We start from the raw sequence: 20,952 nt of genomic DNA on the forward strand, positions 1-20,952 counted from the left end.
AATGACTAATGGTAAAAGAGCTATGAGGCAATGCAAGTGCTTTCACTACGCGATCTGTGCCTTCTGATATGCTTTGCGAGGCGACATCCAAAAAAATGAAGCCATTGAATTGTTGCGGATTAATTTCGCGATCGCGATTGTGTTTACCGATATTCCCGCAAAAGAAGTCGAAAAACACGTTACAATAGCCTGGTACTGGATTTTCGTGAGACAGGAAGAAGATGGACATTAACAACAAAGCCCGCATTCATTGGGCATGCCGCCGTGGTATGCGCGAACTCGATATTTCAATCATGCCGTTTTTCGAACATGAGTACGACAGCTTAAGTGATGACGAAAAACGCATCTTTATTCGTCTGCTGGAATGCGACGACCCGGACCTGTTCAACTGGCTGATGAATCACGGTAAACCGGCCGATGCAGAACTGGAAATGATGGTCCGACTTATCCAGACACGGAACCGGGAACGTGGTCCTGTGGCAATCTGATCTGCGCGTCTCCTGGCGCGCACAGTGGCTTTCCTTGCTGATTCATGGGCTGGTTGCCGCTGTTATTTTACTCATGCCCTGGCCGCTCAGCTACACCCCGTTATGGATGGTGTTGCTTTCGCTGGTGGTGTTTGATTGCGTTCGCAGCCAGCGGCGCATTAATGCTCGTCAGGGGGAGATTCGCCTGTTGATGGACGGGCGTTTGCGTTGGCAAGGGCAAGAGTGGAGCATCGTCAAAGCGCCGTGGATGATTAAAAGCGGCATGATGCTGCGTTTACGTTCTGACAGCGGTAAACGGCAACATTTATGGCTGGCAGCAGACAGCATGGACGAAGCCGAATGGCGGGATTTACGGCGAATTTTGTTGCAACAAGAGACGCAAAGGTAAACATGACGGCAACGCTAATGCGCAAAGCCGTCAGTCACATCAGGCGTAATACTCTGCCATTTCGTTAAGGATTTGCTCACACCAGCTCTGAATACGCTCGTCGCTAAGGTCATACTGGTTAGTTTCATCCAGCGCCAGACCCACGAACAGCTGTCCGTCAGCAATCACCGGTTTCGGGCTGGTAAACTCATATCCTTCCGTTGGCCAGTAGCCGACGAACTTCACGCCTTTGGTCGAGAGTTTGTCATGCAGCATGCCGAGCGCATCAAGGAACCACTCGCCGTATCCCAGCTGATCGCCAAGCCCATATAACGCAACAATTTTACCTTCGAGGTTCAGGTCGTCGAGCTGATCCCAGACGGCTTCCCAGTCTTCCTGGATTTCGCCAAAATCCCAGGTCGGGATACCCAGAATGAGCACATCGTACTGCTCCATTAATTTCGGGGAGTCGTCCTTGAGGTTATGTAAGGTCACCAGTTCTGGGCCGATAATATCGCGGATTTTTTCCGCCGCCATTTCGGTGTAACAGGTGCTGGAACCGTAAAAAAGACCCATATTCATAACGTAAGCTTCTCGATTCTGCTGTGGCTTTTGCGGCTAGTGTATCAGAATCGCTTTAGTCACGGCACAATAAGGCATAATGGATCAAACGAGTAACGATAAGGGGCGCAAGTGAAACAAGATCTGGCACGCATCGAGCAGTTTCTGGATGCCCTGTGGCTGGAAAAAAATCTCGCCGAAAATACGTTGAACGCATACCGTCGCGATCTGTCAATGATGGTGGAGTGGTTGCATCATCGTGGGCTGACGCTGGCAACGGCACAAAGTGACGATTTGCAGGCATTACTGGCAGAACGGCTGGAGGGCGGGTATAAAGCCACCAGTTCAGCACGTTTGCTGAGTGCGGTGCGCCGATTGTTCCAGTATCTTTATCGCGAAAAGTTTCGTGAAGACGATCCCAGTGCGCATCTGGCTTCGCCGAAATTGCCCCAGCGTTTGCCGAAAGATTTAAGCGAAGCGCAGGTTGAAAGATTATTACAGGCACCTTTAGTCGATCAGCCTCTGGAGCTTCGCGACAAAGCCATGCTTGAAGTGTTGTATGCTACCGGGCTACGTGTCTCGGAACTGGTCGGGCTGACAATGAGTGATATCAGCCTGCGCCAGGGCGTGGTACGGGTCATTGGTAAAGGCAACAAAGAACGCCTGGTGCCATTAGGTGAAGAGGCGGTCTACTGGCTGGAAAACTATCTGGAACACGGGCGGCCATGGCTATTGAACGGTGTGTCGATTGATGTGCTGTTTCCCAGCCAGCGCGCGCAGCAGATGACGCGCCAGACCTTTTGGCACCGCATTAAACATTATGCCGTGCTGGCGGGTATCGATAGCGAAAAGCTGTCACCGCATGTGTTGCGTCATGCCTTTGCCACTCATTTGTTAAATCATGGTGCGGACTTACGCGTGGTGCAGATGTTGTTGGGCCATAGCGATCTCTCCACCACGCAAATTTATACGCATGTCGCTACCGAGCGTCTGCGGCAACTTCATCAACAGCATCACCCACGGGCGTGATGTCTGAAAAGAACGGGAAGATTTATGAAGAAAGGTTTTATGTTATTTACTTTGTTGGCGGCGTTTTCAGGCTTTGTTCAAGCGGATGACGCGGCAATTCAACAAACGTTAGCCAAAATGGGCATCAAAAGCAGCGATATTCAGCCCGCGCCCGTGGCTGGCATGAAGACAGTTCTGACTAACAGCGGTGTGTTGTACATCACCGATGATGGTAAACATATCATTCAGGGGCCAATGTATGACGTTAGCGGCACGGCTCCGGTCAATGTCACCAATAAGATGCTGTTAAAGCAACTGAACGCGCTTGAAAAAGATATGATTGTTTATAAAGCGCCGCAGGAAAAACACGTCATCACCGTGTTCACCGATATTACTTGTGGCTACTGCCACAAGCTGCATGAGCAGATGGCAGACTACAACGCGCTGGGGATCACCGTGCGTTATCTCGCTTTCCCGCGCCAGGGGTTGGAGAGCCAGGCTGAGCAACAAATGAAAGCTATCTGGTGTGCGAAAGATAAAAACAAAGCGTTTGATGATGTGATGGCGGGTAAAAGCGTCGCGCCAGCCAGTTGCGACGTGGATATTGCCAACCATTACGCGCTTGGCGTCCAGCTTGGCGTCAGCGGTACTCCGGCGATTGTGCTGAGCAACGGTACTCTGGTGCCAGGCTACCAGCCGCCGAAAGACATGAAAGAATTCCTCGACGAACACCAAAAAATGACCAGCGGTAAATAATTCGCGTGAAACAACAGATAAAACTTCGTCGCCGTGAAATCGATGAAACGGCAGACCTGCCTGCTGATCTGCCGCCCTTGCTGCGTCGTTTATACGCCAGCCGGGGCGTGCGTAGCGCGCAGGAACTGGAACGCGGTGTTAAAGGGATGCTGCCCTGGCAGCAACTGAGCGGCGTCGAAAAGGCCGTTGAGATCCTTTACAACGCTTTTCGCGAAGGAACGCGGATAATTGTGGTCGGAGATTTCGACGCCGACGGCGCGACCAGTACCGCCCTTAGCGTGCTGGCGATGCGTTCGCTTGGCTGCGCCAACATCGACTTCCTGGTGCCGAACCGTTTTGAAGACGGTTACGGCTTAAGCCCGGAAGTGGTTGAGCAGGCGCATGCCCGTGGCGCGCAGTTGATTGTGACGGTGGATAACGGCATTTCCTCTCACGCGGGCGTTGAACACGCTCGCACGCTGGGCATTCCGGTTATTGTTACCGATCACCATTTGCCGGGCGATACGTTACCCGCGGCGGAAGCCATTATTAACCCTAACTTGCGTGACTGCGACTTTCCATCGAAGTCACTGGCAGGCGTAGGCGTCGCATTTTATCTGATGCTGGCGCTGCGCACCTTTTTGCGCGATCAGGGCTGGTTTGATGACCGTGGCATTGCAATCCCTAATCTGGCGGAATTGCTGGATCTGGTGGCGCTCGGGACGGTGGCGGACGTGGTGCCGCTGGATGCGAATAACCGTATCCTGACCTGGCAGGGCATGAGCCGAATCCGCGCCGGGAAGTGCCGCCCAGGGATTAAAGCGCTGCTGGAAGTGGCAAACCGCGATCCGCAAAAACTCGCCACCAGCGATTTAGGTTTTGCGCTGGGGCCACGTCTCAATGCTGCCGGGCGACTGGATGATATGTCCGTCGGAGTGGCGCTGTTACTGTGCGACAACATCGGCGAAGCGCGTGTGCTGGCAAATGAACTCGACGCCCTAAACCAGACGCGCAAAGAGATTGAACAGGGAATGCAGGTTGAGGCGCTAACTCTGTGCGAGAAACTGGAGCGAAGTCGCGACACGCTGCCCGGCGGGCTGGCAATGTATCATCCTGAATGGCATCAGGGGGTTGTCGGTATTCTGGCTTCGCGTATTAAAGAGCGTTTTCACCGTCCGGTTATTGCGTTTGCGCCAGCGGGAGACGGTACGTTAAAAGGTTCTGGACGCTCCATTCAGGGGCTGCATATGCGCGATGCGCTGGAGCGCTTAGACACGCTCTATCCGGGCATGATGCTCAAGTTTGGCGGCCATGCGATGGCGGCAGGCCTGTCGCTGGAAGAGGATAAATTCGAACTTTTTCAACAACGCTTTGGCGAACTGGTTACCGAGTGGCTGGACCCCGCATTATTACAGGGTGAAGTCGTCTCCGACGGCCCGTTAAACGCTGAAGAGATGACCATGGAAGTGGCGCAGCTGCTACGTGATGCTGGCCCGTGGGGGCAGATGTTCCCGGAACCACTGTTTGATGGCCATTTCCGCCTGCTGCAACAGCGGTTGGTAGGTGAGCGTCATCTGAAAGTTATGGTCGAACCGGTCGGCGGCGGTCCACTGCTGGATGGTATTGCTTTTAATGTCGATACCGCCCTCTGGCCGGATAACGGCGTGCGCGAAGTGCAACTGGCGTACAAGCTCGATATTAACGAGTTTCGCGGCAACCGCAGCCTGCAAATTATCATCGACAATATCTGGCCTGTCTGACGAATTTAGTATGTATAAAATTGAGCCGGGATCCGGTACAATCCCGCTCTTATCACCGCATTTTGACTAGCTCAATAAAAGAAATCAGACCATGTTTGAAATTAATCCGGTAAATAATCGCATTCAGGACCTCACGGAACGCTCCGACGTTCTTAGGGGGTATCTTTGACTACGACGCCAAGAAAGAGCGTCTGGAAGAAGTAAACGCCGAGCTGGAACAGCCGGATGTCTGGAACGAACCCGAACGCGCACAGGCGCTGGGTAAAGAGCGTTCCTCCCTCGAAGCCGTTGTCGACACCCTCGACCAAATGAAACAGGGGCTGGAAGATGTTTCTGGTCTGCTGGAACTGGCTGTAGAAGCTGACGACGAAGAAACCTTTAACGAAGCCGTTGCTGAACTCGACGCCCTGGAAGAAAAACTGGCGCAGCTTGAGTTCCGCCGCATGTTCTCTGGCGAATATGACAGCGCCGACTGCTACCTCGATATTCAGGCGGGGTCTGGCGGTACGGAAGCACAGGACTGGGCGAGCATGCTTGAGCGTATGTATCTGCGCTGGGCAGAATCACGTGGTTTCAAAACTGAAATCATCGAAGAGTCGGAAGGTGAAGTGGCGGGTATTAAATCCGTGACGATCAAAATCTCCGGCGATTACGCTTACGGCTGGCTGCGTACAGAAACAGGTGTTCACCGCCTGGTGCGTAAGAGTCCGTTTGACTCCGGCGGTCGCCGCCACACGTCGTTCAGCTCCGCGTTTGTTTACCCGGAAGTTGATGATGATATTGATATCGAAATCAATCCGGCGGATCTGCGCATTGACGTTTATCGCGCGTCCGGCGCGGGCGGTCAGCACGTTAACCGTACCGAATCTGCGGTGCGTATTACTCACATCCCAACCGGGATCGTGACCCAGTGCCAGAACGACCGTTCCCAGCACAAGAACAAAGACCAGGCCATGAAGCAGATGAAAGCGAAGCTTTATGAACTGGAGATGCAGAAGAAGAATGCCGAGAAACAGGCGATGGAAGACACCAAGTCCGACATCGGCTGGGGCAGCCAGATTCGTTCTTATGTCCTTGATGATTCCCGCATTAAAGATCTGCGTACCGGGGTAGAAACCCGCAACACGCAGGCCGTGCTGGACGGCAGCCTGGATCAATTTATCGAAGCAAGTTTGAAAGCAGGGTTATGAGGAACCAACATGTCTGAACAACACGCACAGGGCGCTGACGCGGTAGTCGATCTTAACAATGAACTGAAAACGCGTCGTGAGAAGCTGGCGAACCTGCGCGAGCAGGGGATTGCCTTCCCGAACGATTTCCGTCGCGATCATACCTCTGACCAATTGCACGCAGAATTCGACGGTAAAGAGAACGAAGAACTGGAAGCGCTGAACATCGAAGTTGCCGTTGCTGGCCGCATGATGACCCGCCGTATTATGGGTAAAGCGTCTTTCGTTACCCTGCAGGATGTGGGTGGCCGCATTCAGCTGTACGTTGCCCGTGACGATCTGCCGGAAGGTGTTTACAACGAGCAGTTCAAAAAATGGGACCTCGGCGACATCCTCGGCGCGAAAGGTAAACTGTTCAAAACCAAAACCGGCGAACTGTCTATCCACTGTACCGAGCTGCGTCTGCTGACCAAAGCTCTGCGTCCGCTGCCGGACAAATTCCACGGCTTGCAGGATCAGGAAGCGCGCTATCGTCAGCGTTATTTGGATCTCATCTCTAACGATGAATCCCGCAACACCTTTAAAGTGCGTTCGCAAATTCTGTCCGGTATTCGCCAGTTCATGGTGAATCGCGGCTTTATGGAAGTTGAAACCCCGATGATGCAGGTGATCCCGGGTGGTGCCGCTGCACGTCCGTTTATCACCCACCATAACGCGCTGGATCTCGACATGTACCTGCGTATTGCGCCGGAACTGTACCTCAAGCGTCTGGTGGTTGGCGGCTTTGAACGTGTGTTCGAAATCAACCGTAACTTCCGTAACGAAGGTATTTCCGTGCGTCATAACCCAGAGTTCACCATGATGGAACTCTACATGGCTTACGCAGATTACAAAGATCTGATCGAACTGACTGAATCGCTGTTCCGTACTCTGGCACAGAATATTCTCGGTAAGACGGAAGTGACCTACGGCGACGTAACGCTGGACTTCGGTAAACCGTTCGAAAAACTGACCATGCGTGAAGCGATCAAGAAATATCGCCCGGAAACCGACATGGCGGATCTGGACAACTTCGACTCTGCGAAAGCGATTGCTGAATCTATCGGTATCCACGTTGAGAAGAGCTGGGGTCTGGGCCGTATCGTTACCGAGATCTTCGAAGAAGTGGCAGAAGCACATCTGATTCAGCCGACCTTCATTACTGAATATCCGGCAGAAGTTTCCCCGCTGGCGCGTCGTAACGACGTTAACCCGGAAATCACTGACCGCTTTGAGTTCTTCATTGGTGGTCGTGAAATCGGTAACGGCTTTAGCGAGCTGAACGATGCCGAAGATCAGGCGCAGCGCTTCCTGGATCAGGTTGCAGCGAAAGATGCAGGCGACGACGAAGCAATGTTCTACGACGAAGATTACGTCACCGCACTGGAACATGGTTTGCCGCCGACAGCTGGTCTGGGTATTGGTATCGACCGTATGGTAATGCTGTTCACCAACAGCCATACCATCCGCGACGTTATTCTGTTCCCGGCAATGCGTCCGGTAAAATAAGCGTTACGCGTATGCACTTAACCCCGGCATTTGTCGGGGTTATGACTGTTGGCAAATGCAAAATTGCCTGATGCGCTACGCTTATCAGGCCTACATCGCCTCTGCAATATATTGCATTTTCACGACTTTGTAGGCCGGATAAGGCGTTCACGCCGCATCCGGCATAAAACAGCGAGCACATTGTCAACAATCTGTTACCTCGGCAACCGTCGGAGTTTTTTATTTAATCTGTGTAAATGCAGACAATCGTTTTCTGGCTTCGTGATTTGTCGCCTGCATCACCATCCACGGACTAAACGCCCACGGCGTAGCATCAATAGCGCGTAAAACATCTGATAAATCACACCATTGATAATCAATCACTTCATCACCGTTGGGCTGTAACGCGCTGGTAATTCGTGCGGCAAAGACTGGACACATTTCATTTTCGACAATGCCATTCGGGTCAGTGGCGCGATAGTGGAAGTCTGGATAAACCGATTCGGGTGACGTTATTTCCACGCCCAGTTCATAGCGGCAACGGCGGATTACCGCCTCTTCATTGCTTTCGCCCAGTTGTGGATGACCGCACACCGAGTTAGTCCACACGCCTGGCCACGCTTTTTTGCTAAGTGCGCGGCGGGTAACCAGCAGTTGTCCCTTAGCATTAAACAGCCAGCAGGAGAACGCGAGATGTAAGGGGGTGTCTGCCGTGTGTGCGGCATATTTTTCCAGCGTACCCGAGGGGACTCCCTGTGCATTCAGTAAAATGACGTGTTCCGTTTGCATAATTTCTCACATGTAATTCTAATCACTCGTCATTATAGATAACTGAAGAGTCAAATGATTAACCAAGTGAGTGTTTATCGGCATCCGCCCGTTTTGAGCGGATGCTGACAGAGAAAGGTCATTTAAAAAAGCAGCATCATATAGTTGAAGCGACTTTCAATAGCCATTGCCACGCAGTCAGAAATGACAGGAATGGAGATCATTAAGAGTAATAACAGACTGAATATAGTGCGTATTAATAGGTTCATATCATTCACCATGCTCATTTTTCTTTAGCTTGCGCATCAAAAGCCACATACGCACTGTTCTGACTTTTAAATCTTTATCAGAAACAGATTCCTTCACCAGATCGGCATGATGCTGATAACCATTGAAAAAGACGTTCAGCACTACCGCACTGATAGTCGCCAACATAATGCCGCTATGCAGCAGCGGTTGCAGTACGGCAGGTAATTTAGAAAAGAAATCATGAGAAAGCGTCGGGGTCATACCCACGCCAAGGCTAATAGCCACGATATAAAGGTTGTAGCGGTTGGTGGTGTAGTTACAGCGCGACAGAATGCGGATCCCCGTCGCCAGCACCATACCGAACATTACTAATCCTGCACCGCCTAGTACAAATTGCGGAATGGAAGCTACCAGCACCGCCATTTTGGGCACCATCCCGAACATGATTAATATAATCCCGGAAGAGATACACACCCAGCGACTGTGAACGCGCGTCACGCTGACCAGGCCAACGTTTTGCGAAAAGGAAGTATGCGGGAAGCTGTTAAACGTGCCGCCGATCATTGTCCCTATGCCATCTACGCGTAGCCCGCGAATAATGTCTTGTGAAGAAAGTTTTCTACCGACAATTTCCCCCAAGGCCAGGAACATCCCCATCGATTCAATAAATACGATGATTAACACTGCGGTCATGGTCAGAATGGAAACCGGATCGAAAACTGGCGTACCAAACGACATTGGCGTGACAATGGCGAACCACGAAGCATCATTCAGCCCAGACAGATTCACTTCATTCATCATCCACGACAACAAGAAGCCAAATACAATCCCCAGTAATACGGCGACATTGGACATAAATCCTTTGGCGTAACGGGTGATAAGCAAGATGAAAATTAAGACGGCGAAGGAAATGGTTAAATAAACCGGATTGCCATATTGTGGATTTCCTTTACCGCCAGCAGCCCAGTCAATGCCTACCTGAATAATACTCAGGCCGATAGAGGTAATAACCACACCGGTAACTAACGGTGGGAATAAAGGCATTAAGCGACCAATAAGTGGTGCTAATAGCGTGGTGATAAAACCGGCCGCAATGGTCGCGCCAAAAATCCCCAGCAGACCGATATCCGGGTTCATCCCAATGGCAATCATTGGCGTTACAGCCGCAAAGGTCACCGACATAATCACCGGCAGGCGAATTCCCATAAAGCGACCAATGCCGATACATTGCAATAATGTGACGATACCGCAGCAAAAGAGATCGGAGCTAATCAGCATTGCGATAGCTTCTTTCGAGAGTCCGAGTCTGTCACCAATCATAAGTGGGACGGCGACTGCGCCTGCGTACATAACAAGGACGTGTTGCAGACCGAGTATGATCAGCTTTCCTGGTGATAATATGCGGTCCACCTCATCCGTTGGGCGGTCTTGCCCTGAAGATGAGGGAATTTGAGAATCTATGGCGCTCATCAGTCTTTCTCCTTTCGCTCGCCAGAGTAAAAAGCAACCGTTTACGTTCACTAAAACTCTTTAATGACATGCTCGTGGGATGCCAGTTTTCACAAGGAGGGGACGTTACAAGATGGAAATGCGGGGGCAATCACATAATCGGGGTTAAACCGAGAAAATGAGAATAAAAATAGACAATGAAATTATCTTTAATTTTCTCATATTGATATTTCATTAATCATTCTGGCATGTCGCACTCTCGTATTTAATACTTTTTATCCGGATGGCATTTTTTTGAACGGCGATGTTTAAATATTGAAAACGGCACAGATTGAGGGGCGATAATTTGATATCTCTCACAAAATTATAATTAAAACTGACTCGTTTCCTCATATATGCCCGTTTATTGCATTGCGACATTTGAGAAGACATAACTCATCAAATGAAAGGGATGCAAATGAACAAGTTTATCGCTGCTGATGCTGCGGAATGTATAGGCTGTCATGCCTGTGAAATTGCCTGTGCGGTGGCTCATAATCAAGAAAACTGGCCGCAGAGTCATGGTGATTTTCGACCCCGTATCCACGTTGTTGGGAAAGGTCTGGCTGCAAATCCAGTGGCTTGCCATCATTGCAACAATGCCCCCTGCGTTACGGCTTGCCCTGTAAATGCTCTGACTTTCCAGCCCGATAGCGTACAACTGGACGAACAAAAATGCATTGGTTGTAAAAGATGCGCAATCGCTTGCCCCTTTGGGGTAATTGAGATGGTCGATGCTATTGCGCAGAAATGTGACCTTTGTAACCAGCGCAATTCCGGCGCGCAAGCCTGTATTGAAGTCTGCCCAACCCAGGCGTTGCGGCTGATGGATGAGAGCGGCTTGCAGCAGATGAAAACGCTGCGACAGCGCAGGACGGCGGAGGGAAAAGCATCGGAAAAACCACAATCATCGCGTCGCGAGGCATTGCTCCCTGTCACTCCACGCAAAGGGGCAGATAAAGTTACAGCAAGCGAGCGGAAGACCCACTTTGGCGAAATTTATTGCGGCCTTGATCAAAAACAAGCGGCGTATGAAAGCGACCGTTGTGTCTATTGCGCCGAAAAAGCCAACTGTAACTGGCATTGCCCGCTGCATAACGCTATCCCTGATTACGTCCGCCTGGTGCAGGAAGGGAAGATTATTGAAGCGGCAGAACTCTGCCACCAGACCAGTTCATTACCGGAAATTTGCGGTAGGGTGTGTCCGCAGGACCGGCTTTGTGAAGGCGCATGTACTTTAAAAGATCACTCTGGCGCAGTCTCTATCGGTAATCTGGAACGCTATATTACTGATACTGCGCTGGCGATGGGCTGGCGTCCTGATGTCAGCCAGGTTGTTCCCCGCATAGAAAAAGTGGCGGTGATTGGCGCAGGACCCGCGGGGCTGGGATGTGCCGACATTCTGGCGAGGGCGGGTGTTCATGTTGATGTCTTTGATCGCCATCCAGAAATTGGCGGTATGCTGACTTTTGGCATTCCTCCGTTCAAGCTCGATAAAATGGTATTAAGCCAGCGGCGGGAGATATTCACCGCAATGGGAATCGACTTTCATCTCAATTGTGAAATTGGCCGCGATATCTCTTTCAACGAATTAACGGCGGAATATGATGCTGTTTTCCTCGGCGTGGGGACTTACGGCATGATGCGTGCAGATCTGCCGCATGAAGATGCGCCGGGCGTCATTCAGGCGCTCCCGTTCCTGACTGCCCATACCCGCCAGCTTATGGGACTGCCGGAGTCTGAAGAGTATCCGCTGACGGATGTTGAAGGTAAACGCGTCGTGGTTTTGGGTGGCGGCGATACGACAATGGATTGTTTGCGTACTTCCATCCGCCTCAATGCTGCCAGTGTGACCTGCGCGTATCGCCGTGATGAAGTCAGTATGCCCGGTTCGCGTAAAGAGGTAGTCAACGCGCGCGAGGAAGGCGTTGAGTTTCAGTTCAATGTTCAGCCGCAATATATTGCTTGTGACGATGATGGGCGTTTAACTGCGGTGGGCCTGATTCGTACCGCAATGGGCGAGCCGGGACCAGATGGGCGCCGTCGTCCACGTCCGGTGGCGGGCTCTGAGTTTGAACTGCCCGCCGATGTTCTGATTATGGCGTTTGGTTTTCAGGCACATGCAATGCCGTGGTTACAGGGGAGTGGAATAAAACTCGATAAATGGGGACTGATTAAAACCGGTGACGCGGGATATTTCGCTACTCAGACGCATCTGAAAAAGGTCTTTGCCGGGGGGGACGCGGTTCATGGTGCGGATCTCGTTGTCACTGCAATGGCGGCAGGACGGCAGGCGGCGCGCGATATGTTAACTATGTTTGATACGAAGGCATCGTGATGAAATCGTTAATTATCGTTAATCCGGCTGACTGTATTGGCTGTCGCACTTGTGAAGTAGCCTGTGTTGTCGCCCATCCGTCAGAGCAGACTTTAAATGCCAGCTTCTTTTTGCCTCGCTTAAAGGTGCAGCGTTTGGATCGAATTAGTGCTCCGGTGATGTGTCACCAGTGCGAAAATGCGCCTTGCGTTGGGGCCTGCCCCGTGCAGGCGCTGACGATGGGTGAGCAGGTGGTGCAGGCAAATTCTGCCCGTTGTATCGGCTGCCAGAGTTGCGTCAGCGCGTGTCCGTTTGGGATGATCACAATTCAAATGGTGCCGGGAAATGTTCGGCCAGAAATCGTGAAATGTGACCTTTGCGAACAGCGGGAAGAGGGACCGGCTTGCGTTGCATCTTGCCCGACGCAGGCGTTGCAGTTGTTAACCGAAGGAGAACTCAGGCGAGTCCGCCAGCAGCGTATTGCTGCCAGCGGCAAGAATCCACTCTGACAAAACTCCGCGCGGTATGGCGCGGAGGTTCTTCTAGATAGCCCAGCCACCCGCGTAAAACGCGACCAGGGCGACAGTTATGATGACAGTACCAATATTGAGTTTGTTCCATTCGCGAGCAAAAACACGACCCACTACGAGAGTTACAAAGCCCAGCATAATGCCGGTGACGATATTACAGGTCAGGACGATAAAGACAGCGCAAACCAGGCCCGCCATCGCATCAATAAAGTCATTGAAGTCCAGTTTTGAGACGTTACTTAGCATCAGCAGACCCACGTACATCAGTGCGGGAGCTGTGGCATAACCGGGGATCAGAAACGATAACGGTGATAAAAACAGAATCAACAGGAACAGTAAGCCAACAATCGTCGCTGTCAGACCTGTTTTGCCACCCGCTGCGGTTCCTGCCGCAGATTCGATATAGACCGCCGCAGGCGCAGCGCCCACCAGCCCAGAAAATATCGAGCTGACGGAATCGCTGGTCAGGGCTTTACCACCGTTGATTATCTGGTTGTCTTTATCCAGGAGATTCGCCTGACCGGCTACTGCGCGGATGGTGCCGGTGGCATCAAATACGGCGGTCATCACCAGTGCCAGTACACTCGGGAGAACGGTTGGCTGGAGTGCACCCATAATGTCGAGGCTGAAAATTAGCGACTTACCATCTTCTCCTGTCAGGCTCGGCATCGCCACCAGACCGTGGTATTCCACCGCGGGGTCAAAGATTAAGCCGATTATCGAGATGGCGATAATTACCAGTAAGATCCCTCCTGGTACGCGGCACTTCTCCAGACCAAAAATTACCGCTAATCCCAGCAAGCTCATCATCACAGGGAAAGAGGTAAATGCCCCGAGCGCTACCGGTAAACCTTCAATCGGGTTTTTGATAACCATACCAACGCCGTTAGCTGCAATCAGCAGCAGGAACAGGCCGATACCAATGCCTGTTCCGTGGGCAATACCCATCGGTAAATTGCGTAAGATCCAGGTTCGTATACCGGTTACCGAGATGGCGGTGAAGATGAGGCCCATCAGGAAGACCGCGCCCAGCGCGACGGGAACGCTAATTTGTTGCCCGAGTACCAGACTGAATGCGGTAAATGCCGTCAAGGAGATGGCGCAGCCGATCGCCATTGGCAAATTGGCCCACAGCCCCATTAGCAGCGAACCGAAGCCCGCGACCAGACAAGTAGCAACAAAGACTGCAGCAGGGGGAAAACCAGCTTTGCCCAACATGCCGGGAACCACGATTACAGAATAAACCATGGCCAGAAAGGTGGTTAAGCCTGCCAGTACTTCCTGGCGAACGGTACTGCCACGAGCGGTTATTTTAAAATAACTATCCAGCGCGCCCTGTGGCTTTGGTGCGACCGGTGTTTGTAGGATGTCTCCAGACATAATGATGTCCTCACGAGGATGTTAAGGTTTTATTATTAGTTGCGTTCGTACACCAGACGACCATCAACGTAGGTGCGGTAGATCGAACGGTCATCGCCCAACGTCATCATCACGAACAATTTGTCGACTAAAGAAACAGAGTTGTCATAGCGCAGCTGCTGTAGTGGTGTGGCAGTGGGTTCCATCACCACAAAATCAGCCTCTTTGCCGGGTAAAAAGTTGCCGATAAGGTCATCAAGGCCCAGAGATTTCGCGCCACCAAGGGTGGCAAGGTAAAACGCTTCATACGCGGAGAGGCGGTATCCCTGTAACTGCAATACTTTGTAGGCTTCATTCAACGTTTGCAGCATGTTGAAGGTGGTTCCGGCACCAATGTCAGTTCCCATGCCCACTTTGACTTTTTTCTTCCAGGCTTTTTGTAGGTTGAATAGACCACTGCCCAGGTAGAGGTTTGAAGTTGGGCAGAAAGCGATGCTGGATTTGGTTTCGCTAAGACGATCCCACTCTTTTTCTTCGAGATGGACGCAGTGAGCAAAGACGCAGTTTTTCCCTGTCAGCCCGTACTGGTGGTAAACATCCAGATAACCATCATGTTCAGGATAGAGTGATTTCACCCAGGCAATTTCATCTTTGTTTTCACAGAGATGGGTATGTACCCACGTATCTGGATACTCTTCTTTCAGGCGTTGCGCCATCGCCATCTGTTCAGGTGAAGATGTTGGGGCGAAGCGTGGTGTAATGGCATATAACAGACGACCATTTTTGTGCCAGCGTTCGATCAGTTCTTTGCTTTGGTGATAGCTGCTTTCGGCAGTATCGAGCAGATAATCCGGTGCGTTGCGGTCCATCATCACCTTACCGGCAATCATGCGCATATTGATATGACTGGCGGCTTCAAACAGTGCATCAACGGATTGCGGATGGACGGTACCAAACACCAGCGCCGTGGTGGTTCCGTTACGTAAAAGCTGCTTGATGAAGAATGCCGACATTTCGCGGGCGTACTCTAAATCCTCATAACGGCGCTCAGTAGGGAAGGTGTGTTTATTCAGCCATTCCAGTAACTGCTCGCCATAGGCACCGACCATTTCACTCTGCGGATAATGGATATGCGTATCGACAAAGCCCGGTACTATCAGTTTGCCGCGATAATCACGGACGCGAATGGTGTCCGGGATTTGATGCTTGCCCTGTTCCCATTCACCAAACCATTCCACTTTCCCCTGTTTAATGAGTAATAAACCATCCTCAATAAATCGCAGCGCAGAAGCGATCTCTTCTGGATTATCGACAGTACGGGTGACATCAATAAAACTGCCTCGTACTGCTTTTAACGTGTGTTCCCCTGACATCATTGACTCCTTTACTGTTAATCCATCTCTTCCGCAGAGGTAATACCCGGCAGAACGTTTTCCTGTCGGTAGCCACCAGGGAGGATAATATTTAATAAAATCGCAGTTAGGCCTCCGGCACAAATAGGATTTTCAACTAATACATATATTGAGGCGGGCAATATTTTAAAAATTTCGGGGTCATAAGAAACACCAAGTCCTAAACCTAAAGAAGTGGCGACAATAAGTGTTTCACGGCGCTTTAATCCGTTGGTAATAATGATGCGGATACCCGCAATGGCAATCATGGAAAACATCAACGTCATTGCACCACCCAGAACTGCCGAGGGAATAGTGGTGAAGAAGCCGCCGATCATCGGAAATAATCCAAGGATAACCAGCATTACCGCAATGGTGCGCCCGATATAACGTGAAGCGACGCCAGTCATCTGTATTACGCCATTATTTTGTGCAAAAGTGGTTAATGGTAATGAACCGACGGCGGAGGCGATAACCGAAACCAGACCATCTGCCAGCACGCCGCCTTTCAGGCGTGACTGATATTCTTCTCCCTGGATAGGGCGGCGGGAAACCATTGCTGTGGCGGTGATATCCCCTACCGCTTCCAGCACACTAAGCAGATAAATGGTGCCGACCACCAGGAACTGATGGAGGTTGAAATTAAATCCGTATTTGAAAGGATGGGGAATAGTAATGAGGGGGAGATTGCGTAAACTGCTGAAGTCCACCATGCCAAGGCATAATGAAACCGCATAACCCACGCACAGACCAATGGCGATTCCGCCCATACGTAGTAGCGGACTGCGACAACAGTTAAAGCCAATAACCACAATCAGCACCAGTAAACCAACACCAAGATGCTCGTAGTTGCCGAACGTGCCACTGCTCTTGGCGGCAAAACCACCGCCAAAATCAATAATGCCAACTTTAATCAGGCTTAAGCCGATCATCAGTACAACAATACCACTGACAGTGGGAGTAATTACTCTGCGTAAATAAGGAAGAATAAAAGAGGCTCCGACCACCAGAAAGGCACCAACGAAGGAGACGCCGAGGAGTGACGACATGATTAATTCTTCATGAAAACCGTCGCTTTTCATGCTGCTACCCAGCGCAATCATGACTGTCACAAATGAAAAATTGACTGACTGAATTGAGAGTAGACCAGAACCGACGATGCCATAACGATTTACCTGCAACCAGGTACCAATGCCAGAAGCGATCATCGCCATGGAAACCAGGTAGGCAGTGGTTTCTGCGGAAAGTTGTAAGGCCGCCCCCACAATTAGCGCGGGTGTTACCATTGGGACGAAAATTGCCAATAGATGGGTAATGGCACCAACGATAGCCTGATGAAAAGGAGGGCGATCCTCCAGTTCAAATATAAGGTCAGAACCTGCATGGTTTATATCAGACATCCCTTCACTCCTTTATAAAGTAAATTTGATCATCTGAATCAGTAAAATAAATTCCCACGAATTTGGGGCGCAGGACGCCTTGAGAACGGCTTATCTCATTTTCGCAGTTACTAATTAGTTATCTTTAATACAAGGGAAACTGGCCGCCGAAGCGGCCATTTATTATTTATATTTTTTTCAGTGCGGTGAGTATTTTCTCCGGTGTGAAATGCCATTCGCGTAACCAAATGCCGCAAGCATCGTGAATTGCGGTAGCAATTGCCGGTGCTGCACCGTTCACGCCGATCTCCGAGATTGATTTCGCCCCGAATGGGCCGACTTTATCGTCACTCGGCACCAGCACAGCGCGGAAATCACGCGGAATGTCGCCAATTTTCGGCGCGCCATAGCTGCGTAAATCACGCGTTAATGGGTGTCCTTTGGCGTCATAAATGATCTCTTCGCTCATGCTGTGGCCGATAGCTCGGAGGGTAGCGCCGTAGATCTGCCCCAACGCTAACTCCGGGTTGACCGGAGTACCGCAATCCAGCAAGGCGTAGAATTTATCCAGGCGGATTTCACCGGTACGTGTATTGACGGCCACTTCAGCGAAGTTTGCCCCATACGGGAAGGCGAAATCAGGCGTGATGTAACTGGCTGTTCCCACCAGTGAACCAAAGCCAGTACCAGTTTCGCCTTTATGGGCAATATCCCCGAAACTGACTTCGCCTTTCTTGCCGCGAACGACACCCGGCGTTGCCAGTTGAACATCTTCCAGTGGCTCACCCAACATTTGCGCGCCGTGGAAAAGGATTTTGTCGCGTAGATTTTCCGCTGCCATACGTGCGGCGTTGCCTGAGAAGCAAGTGCCGGACGAGGCATACGCGCCTTTATCAAACAACGCATGATCGGTATCACCGGAGATAACATGCACGTCCTGCGGTGGACAATGCAGCACTTCGGCCGCCAGTTTAGTGACTACAGTATCCAGACCCGTACCGATGTCAGCACCACCAGAATGGACGATAAATGTACCGTCTGATTCCAGTTTGATCATGCAGTTAGCCTGATCGATATCAGGGATGCCTGATTTCTGCATAATAATGGCGACGCCACGACCCACGCACCAGTCACCTTCCTGCGCTTTAGGTGAAGACCATTGGATCATCTCACGCCCCTGACGCAGGATCTCTTCCAGTGCGCAGCTGGCAGCAGAAGGAACGGAGGTCGGCGCTTTACCTTCGCCAATTGCGCCGAGAATCTTCAGCTCTTGCCCTTCGTGTACCCGGTTACGTTCGATAATTTCCAGCTGGTCGATCTGCAACTGTTCAGCCAGTTCTGCTAATGCCATAGTGATAGCGAAGTTACCTTTCGGTGCGCCATAACCCTGATAAGCACCATTTGGGCAGATGTTGCTGTAGTAGGTGGTGACCTGGAAATCGACGTTATCGCACGGATATAACGGCAGTGATAGCGCCGGTCCGTTACACGGTACGGTGAGTGAGTGGTTGCCGTAAGGTCCTGTGTTGGCGCGGAAATCCATCTTCACTGCCGTCAGGCGACCATCTTTTTTGGCCCCCAGTTTGACGGTGACTTTCGCGACGTGACGAGAGGTGTTAGCAATAAACTCTTCTTCACGGGTGTAGCGGAACAGTACCGGACGCCCGGTCACGCAGGTTGCCCAGGCGCACACTTCTTCCAGCAGGATGTCCTGTTTAGACCCAAAACCGCCGCCTACGCGTTCTTTAATGACATGAACTTTATGCTGTTTCATGCCCACGAGACGCGCAACCTGGCGACGCAGGTGCCACGGTACTTGAGTGGACGCGTGGATAACCAGACGATCGCCGTCCATGCGGGTAAAGCAGATGTGTGTTTCAGTCGGGCACTGTTGTGCCTGAGTTGAATTATAGGTTCGTTCAATGATCACATCGGCGTCGGCAAAGCCTTTGTCCATATCACCAATATGACCATGAATACTGGCGGCGATATTTTTGCGAGGGCGAGAACCGATAGGGAAGTTGATGATCATATGCTCGCCGCGCTGGGCTGCATGGCTGTTATCGTCTTCCAGAGTATCTGGCGCACCAGCAACATACACCACCGGTTCATCGTGTACGACAGGCGCATCTTCCGCCATTGCCTCGTCAATCGACATTACTGGCTTAAGCACCTCATATTCAACGTCGATGAGCTTCAGTGCTTCGAGCGCAATTTCTTCATTTTCAGCTACGACCGCAGCCACGCGATCGCCGACGTGGCGCATTTTCTTGCCGAACATACGGCGGTCAAGCGGTGACGGTTCCGGTGCGCTCTGACCACCAGGTGTGTAGTAGATATCCGGGCAATTCAGGTGAGTAATAACGTGAACAACGCCCGGTAAAGTCTCGGCTTTACTGACATCCAGATGGGTAATCAGTGCGTGAGCGTGTGGGCTACGTAACATTTTAATGACGCAGGCGTCAGCGGTTACGCGGTCTTCAACATAGCAGGGTTTCGCCTGCACCATTTTGGCAGCGTCGGTTTTCGGGTAATGTTTACCAATAACTTCAAGGTCATCGCGGAAAGTTGGGGCGATATCAATCGTAGCCTGTGGGTTATTTTTACGTGCAACCGCCAGTTCAATGACCTGGTAGTATTGCTGCCAGCCAGCATCGCGGCTGAACAGACCAGAAAGCGCGTCGTCGATCTCTTCGCGGGTTGGTGTGGCGATGCGATCGAGAAGATCGGTGATAATCAGGGCCGCAGCCGGATCGTTATAACCAGACTGCACCACGCCGACATCAACCATTGCCTGTTGAACCAGACTTAATTCATTCCATTTGCCTAAGGATTCAGTGGTGAGAATGTCTGCGTTTTCTAACTGTGCTGCTATCAACAGGGAGGCGTTAAGGATATTACCGTTAAAAAGAATCGCGTCAGAACCGGCAAAACCGAAGCCATCATCACTGTTGCGCACAGAGTGCATACCCATGCCAAACAACAGCTTTTGCACGTTCTCACCAGGATTGGCCTTTAGCTCCTGGGACGCGCCATTTAAAGTAAAGTGGATATTCATACGGCTTCCTCCCCAGCCTGTTGGCAGTCGGCATACAGGTCGGCTACCAGAACTCCCGTGATATAGCGTTTATAGGCCACGCTGCCCCGCAAATCTTCCTGCGGGAAAATGGCGTTGGCGACAGCCTGTTCAAGTGCATAGCCTTCCAAATTTTGTTTTTCGACATCGTGCAGACGCAGTGCTTTACTGGTGACGCCATCCAGCGCAATTCGCATACCGTCGTGGTCGGTTAACGCTACGGCTGCTGTCACTACCGTTAATCCAGCCTGGGAACGGCTAATTTTGCGAGTCGCACAGGTGCGGTACGGATCTTTAATGATGATTTCGGTTAGCAGGCGACCGCATGGGCAGGCCAGGTACTCTTCGATTGACAGTGTTTCACCATTGCCAAAAACCAGTTCAGCATCCAGAGCCAGCAGAACGGGAAGCAACACCGATTCTTCCTGCTGGGCGGCGATTTCGCCACCAATAGTCGACTGATTACGAACATGGCGAGAGTAAACAAAACCGAGTGCTTCGCGCAGTGCCGCAGGAATAAAGCGCGCATCACGCAGTGGCTGTAAGCGAGACATTGCACCAATACGCAGTGCGCCGTTATCCCAGTCAACCCAGTCCAGTTCCAGATCCTGTAAGGAAATGGCAATCTTTTTATCGGTGCGGGTTGGCGTGGCGTTGAGTTTGCTGCCGCCGGCAAACCAGACGGCTTCATCCTGGTAGCGGCGCTTCAGTTCCAGCGCCTGTTCGACAGAGTCGGGCCTGAAAAATTGTTCAATCATCTTCTTTCCTTATTTAACCCTC

At 51.3% G+C, this 20,952-nt stretch carries 19 protein-coding genes; 10 read left to right on the top strand and 9 right to left on the bottom strand.

Annotated elements, in window-relative coordinates; genetic code table 11:
• Positions 1 to 221: 221 nt before the first annotated feature.
• Together sdhE and FEK50_RS09125 are read left to right on the top strand one after the other, a co-directional pair.
• Positions 222 to 488 carry an FAD assembly factor SdhE gene (gene sdhE, locus FEK50_RS09120; protein WP_000354046.1) on the top strand — a complete coding sequence of 89 codons (267 nt, stop codon included), beginning with the start codon at positions 222 to 224 and terminating at the stop codon, positions 486 to 488.
• The gene (locus FEK50_RS09125; protein ID WP_000244781.1) at positions 469 to 876 is read left to right on the top strand and encodes a protein YgfX; all 408 of its coding nucleotides are present in this window, start codon (positions 469 to 471) and stop codon (positions 874 to 876) included. The genes sdhE and FEK50_RS09125 overlap by 20 nt, the downstream gene beginning before the upstream one ends.
• A gap of 39 nt (positions 877 to 915) precedes the next feature.
• Here FEK50_RS09125 and fldB read toward each other — a convergent pair whose 3' ends face one another.
• The gene (gene fldB / locus FEK50_RS09130) at positions 916 to 1,437 is read right to left on the bottom strand and encodes a flavodoxin FldB (protein ID WP_130207828.1); all 522 of its coding nucleotides are present in this window, start codon (positions 1,435 to 1,437) and stop codon (positions 916 to 918) included.
• A gap of 111 nt (positions 1,438 to 1,548) precedes the next feature.
• Here fldB and xerD point away from each other — a divergent pair, with 111 nt between their 5' ends.
• The 5 genes from xerD to lysS all read left to right on the top strand — a co-directional run bounded on the left by xerD (position 1,549) and on the right by lysS (position 7,636).
• Positions 1,549 to 2,445: a site-specific tyrosine recombinase XerD gene (gene xerD, locus FEK50_RS09135; RefSeq protein ID WP_064529792.1), complete on the top strand. Its 897-nt coding sequence runs from the start codon at positions 1,549 to 1,551 to the stop codon at positions 2,443 to 2,445.
• Between the two features lie 24 nt (positions 2,446 to 2,469).
• Positions 2,470 to 3,180 (top strand): bifunctional protein-disulfide isomerase/oxidoreductase DsbC, encoded by a 711-nt coding sequence (gene dsbC, locus FEK50_RS09140; RefSeq protein WP_130207826.1) that lies wholly within the window; start codon positions 2,470 to 2,472, stop codon positions 3,178 to 3,180.
• 5 nt (positions 3,181 to 3,185) lie between these two features.
• Positions 3,186 to 4,919, top strand: coding sequence for a single-stranded-DNA-specific exonuclease RecJ (gene recJ / locus FEK50_RS09145; protein ID WP_131161981.1), 1,734 nt, complete (start codon positions 3,186 to 3,188; stop codon positions 4,917 to 4,919).
• Positions 4,920 to 5,010: 91 nt separating this feature from the next.
• Positions 5,011 to 6,109, top strand: a protein-coding gene (prfB, locus tag FEK50_RS09150; protein ID WP_096179399.1) for a peptide chain release factor 2 whose coding sequence is annotated in 2 segments (ribosomal slippage) — positions 5,011 to 5,085 and positions 5,087 to 6,109 — 1,098 coding nt in all. Because the reading frame shifts where the segments join, the coding sequence is not laid out codon by codon here.
• 9 nt (positions 6,110 to 6,118) lie between these two features.
• Positions 6,119 to 7,636 (top strand): lysine--tRNA ligase, encoded by a 1,518-nt coding sequence (lysS, locus tag FEK50_RS09155; RefSeq protein ID WP_021529652.1) that lies wholly within the window; start codon positions 6,119 to 6,121, stop codon positions 7,634 to 7,636.
• Positions 7,637 to 7,855: 219 nt separating this feature from the next.
• Here lysS and idi read toward each other — a convergent pair whose 3' ends face one another.
• On the bottom strand, positions 7,856 to 8,404 hold the full coding sequence (gene idi, locus FEK50_RS09160) for an isopentenyl-diphosphate Delta-isomerase (RefSeq protein WP_131161982.1): 549 nt from the start codon (positions 8,402 to 8,404) through the stop codon (positions 7,856 to 7,858).
• Positions 8,405 to 8,458: 54 nt separating this feature from the next.
• On the opposite strand from idi, the gene FEK50_RS09165 reads away from it, so the two are divergent.
• Positions 8,459 to 8,512 (top strand): hypothetical protein, encoded by a 54-nt coding sequence (locus FEK50_RS09165; RefSeq protein WP_123057966.1) that lies wholly within the window; start codon positions 8,459 to 8,461, stop codon positions 8,510 to 8,512.
• 14 nt (positions 8,513 to 8,526) lie between these two features.
• On the opposite strand, the gene FEK50_RS09170 is transcribed toward FEK50_RS09165, so the two are convergent.
• Positions 8,527 to 8,652, bottom strand: a complete 126-nt coding sequence (locus tag FEK50_RS09170) for a hypothetical protein (RefSeq protein ID WP_130207818.1) — start codon at positions 8,650 to 8,652, stop codon at positions 8,527 to 8,529.
• Between the two features lies 1 nt (position 8,653).
• Positions 8,654 to 10,102: a urate/proton symporter UacT gene (uacT, locus tag FEK50_RS09175; RefSeq protein ID WP_130207816.1), complete on the bottom strand. Its 1,449-nt coding sequence runs from the start codon at positions 10,100 to 10,102 to the stop codon at positions 8,654 to 8,656.
• Between the two features lie 436 nt (positions 10,103 to 10,538).
• Here uacT and ygfT point away from each other — a divergent pair, with 436 nt between their 5' ends.
• Positions 10,539 to 12,458: a formate-dependent uric acid utilization protein YgfT gene (ygfT, locus tag FEK50_RS09180; protein ID WP_131161983.1), complete on the top strand. Its 1,920-nt coding sequence runs from the start codon at positions 10,539 to 10,541 to the stop codon at positions 12,456 to 12,458.
• Positions 12,458 to 12,946 (top strand): 4Fe-4S dicluster domain-containing protein, encoded by a 489-nt coding sequence (locus FEK50_RS09185; protein WP_131161984.1) that lies wholly within the window; start codon positions 12,458 to 12,460, stop codon positions 12,944 to 12,946. Before ygfT ends, FEK50_RS09185 begins: the two co-directional genes overlap by 1 nt.
• Positions 12,947 to 12,979: 33 nt before the next feature.
• Here FEK50_RS09185 and ghxQ read toward each other — a convergent pair whose 3' ends face one another.
• From ghxQ to ygfM, 5 genes are all read right to left on the bottom strand, one after another.
• Positions 12,980 to 14,347: a guanine/hypoxanthine transporter GhxQ gene (gene ghxQ / locus FEK50_RS09190; RefSeq protein WP_130207810.1), complete on the bottom strand. Its 1,368-nt coding sequence runs from the start codon at positions 14,345 to 14,347 to the stop codon at positions 12,980 to 12,982.
• Between the two features lie 35 nt (positions 14,348 to 14,382).
• Positions 14,383 to 15,699, bottom strand: coding sequence for a guanine deaminase (gene guaD, locus FEK50_RS09195; protein ID WP_131162014.1), 1,317 nt, complete (start codon positions 15,697 to 15,699; stop codon positions 14,383 to 14,385).
• A 17-nt stretch (positions 15,700 to 15,716) separates the two neighbouring features.
• Positions 15,717 to 17,117 (bottom strand): xanthine/proton symporter XanQ, encoded by a 1,401-nt coding sequence (gene xanQ / locus FEK50_RS09200; protein ID WP_131161985.1) that lies wholly within the window; start codon positions 17,115 to 17,117, stop codon positions 15,717 to 15,719.
• A gap of 166 nt (positions 17,118 to 17,283) precedes the next feature.
• Positions 17,284 to 20,154: a molybdopterin-dependent oxidoreductase Mo/Fe-S-binding subunit gene (locus FEK50_RS09205; protein WP_131161986.1), complete on the bottom strand. Its 2,871-nt coding sequence runs from the start codon at positions 20,152 to 20,154 to the stop codon at positions 17,284 to 17,286.
• Positions 20,151 to 20,930 carry a molybdopterin-dependent oxidoreductase FAD-binding subunit gene (ygfM, locus tag FEK50_RS09210; protein WP_131161987.1) on the bottom strand — a complete coding sequence of 260 codons (780 nt, stop codon included), beginning with the start codon at positions 20,928 to 20,930 and terminating at the stop codon, positions 20,151 to 20,153. The genes FEK50_RS09205 and ygfM overlap by 4 nt, the downstream gene beginning before the upstream one ends.
• Positions 20,931 to 20,952 lie beyond the last annotated feature (22 nt).

It is taken from the genome of Escherichia sp. E2586, assembly GCF_005781105.1.
Lineage (GTDB): Bacteria > Pseudomonadota > Gammaproteobacteria > Enterobacterales > Enterobacteriaceae > Escherichia.